This window comes from Ruminococcus sp. RTP21484sp1_RTP21281st1_A8_RTP21281_210402 (genome assembly GCF_040914025.1).
Taxonomy (GTDB): Bacteria; Bacillota; Clostridia; order Lachnospirales; family Lachnospiraceae; genus Blautia_A; species Blautia_A faecis.
The window spans coordinates 1-1,640 of record NZ_JBCPGE010000101.1 but is presented as its reverse complement, the minus strand read 5'-3'; the positions used below and the strand labels follow the sequence as shown (position 1 = coordinate 1,640).

The window sequence follows — 1,640 nt, the reverse complement described above, 5'->3', positions numbered from 1 at the left end:
GAAAAGAAAATAAGGATGCTTATTTCGGAACATCTAAATTCAGAATGTTGCTTTACAGTCCAGGTGGGGTGTAAGTCATTGATTAACCGTAAGAAATTTGAGGCCTTTCTGGATCAGACTACTAGTACATCCATCTAGTTTTTAAAGTGTTGTTGGATATAGCTTTGCCAGTTTAATTCTGGCATCAGCTGTCGTGAACTGCCAGTTTATTTTTACACATTTTGCATTTCGATTCACTGTCCAGCTACGAACCTGTTTTTCAAAACTTTCGAGATCTGGAAATGGTTTTGCAAGTGCCTGGCGGCTCATAACCCCTATTTCTATTTCTGCCATATCCAACCAGCTTCCATGTTTTGGCGTGTAATGCCATTCAAAACGTTTGGTTAAACGGTTGGCTTCTTGTGCTGAAAATGCCTTGTACAAAGAAGATGGCGCATGGATATTTAAGTTATCGGTGACCAATATGATTTTTTTCGCTTTTGGATATAATTCATCTGCCGTATAGCGAAGAATTTCAGCAAAATCAATTGCTGTCCGGGTTTGTTTTACAACAGTTTCCCGTTTTCCTGCCAACGGCTCAGATATCATAAAGATATCTGCAACTCCATTCCGGACATAAACAGAATCCAATTTTTCTGGTTCCCCTGGCTTACAGGGAACCCGTTTTTCTATGATTAGCTGTTTATTCGTTTCATCAATACAAACTACCGGTCTGGACGGATCATATGATCTTTGATATACATCCAGAACATCCTCCATTTTTGCTACGAATTCTGCATCAGCCTGGGGGATGCACCATTCTTTTACAAGCCACGGTTTAATTTCGTTTTTTTCATAACGTTACAGACCGTACTATCAGTGATGTAATCAACAACTTCCAGCCGTATCAGCTCCTCCGCGATAGCCTGCATGGTCCAACGGGAAGCCCCTTCCGGAGGTGTCGAACAGGCAATTGCACAAATCCTTGCTTCTACATCACCTGTAACTTTTCGGTGTCGGTTTTTTTGCTCTTTTCTTCCAAGGGCAGATTCCATACCTTCTGTTACAAAACGCTGGGCAATTCCAGCTATTGTACTATGGGAAGCACCATATGCTTCTTTGATACGGTCATACGTCCAGGAACTATTTTCAGGCTTTTGATCCAGCTTTAGTAAGATTTGAGCATGCTTTATACGATAGCCCTTTCCACCCTTTTGGATGAGAGATTTGAGTTCCTGTATTTCTGTATCAGTAAGTGTAACATGATAACGTGGCATTGCGTATCCTCCAGAACTGTTTTTTGAATGGAGTATAGCAAAAAAACAAGTAACTGTAAACTATTATTACTAGATGGATACTATACTAGAACGAAATATAAAAATCTAGTCAAGCTGGGAATCCCAGAACACTATGCGGCAACAATAGCAAACAGTCGCAGAAAGTATTGGTATATTAGCAATAACAAAGCTGTGATTTGGGCGCTGAATAAAGAAAGACTGATAAACAGTGGCTTTTACGATTTAGCCACAGCCTATCAGTCTGTGCACGTCAACTATTGAAAGCGCCGTATACCGAACGGTACGTCAGACTGTCTAACAATTCAAAAATTCAGTCTGATGTAGACGGTATTTTTATCTTCGATTTTTTTAATACCATTTTTA

The 1,640-nt window shown here is 39.9% G+C and carries 3 protein-coding genes; 1 reads left to right on the top strand and 2 read right to left on the bottom strand.

Annotated elements, in window-relative coordinates; all coding sequences use genetic code 11:
* Positions 1-9 precede the first annotated feature (9 nt).
* Entirely contained in the window at positions 10-138 is a 129-nt protein-coding gene (locus AB5170_RS22420) for an excisionase (protein ID WP_368365167.1), read from the top strand.
* Positions 139-141: 3 nt separating this feature from the next.
* On the opposite strand, the gene AB5170_RS22415 is transcribed toward AB5170_RS22420, so the two are convergent.
* The gene (locus AB5170_RS22415; RefSeq protein WP_256144056.1) at positions 142-792 is read right to left on the bottom strand and encodes an IS630 family transposase; all 651 of its coding nucleotides are present in this window, start codon (positions 790-792) and stop codon (positions 142-144) included.
* 11 nt (positions 793-803) lie between these two features.
* On the bottom strand, positions 804-1,256 hold the full coding sequence (locus tag AB5170_RS22410) for a helix-turn-helix domain-containing protein (RefSeq protein ID WP_173716271.1): 453 nt from the start codon (positions 1,254-1,256) through the stop codon (positions 804-806).
* Between the last annotated feature and the right edge of the window lie 384 nt (positions 1,257-1,640).

What these genes read in the sequence shown, in the direction of transcription:
- AB5170_RS22410 (WP_173716271.1), bottom strand. Translation starts at nt 1,256, where the DNA reads ATGCCACGTTATCATGTTACACTTACTGATACAGAAATACAGGAACTC.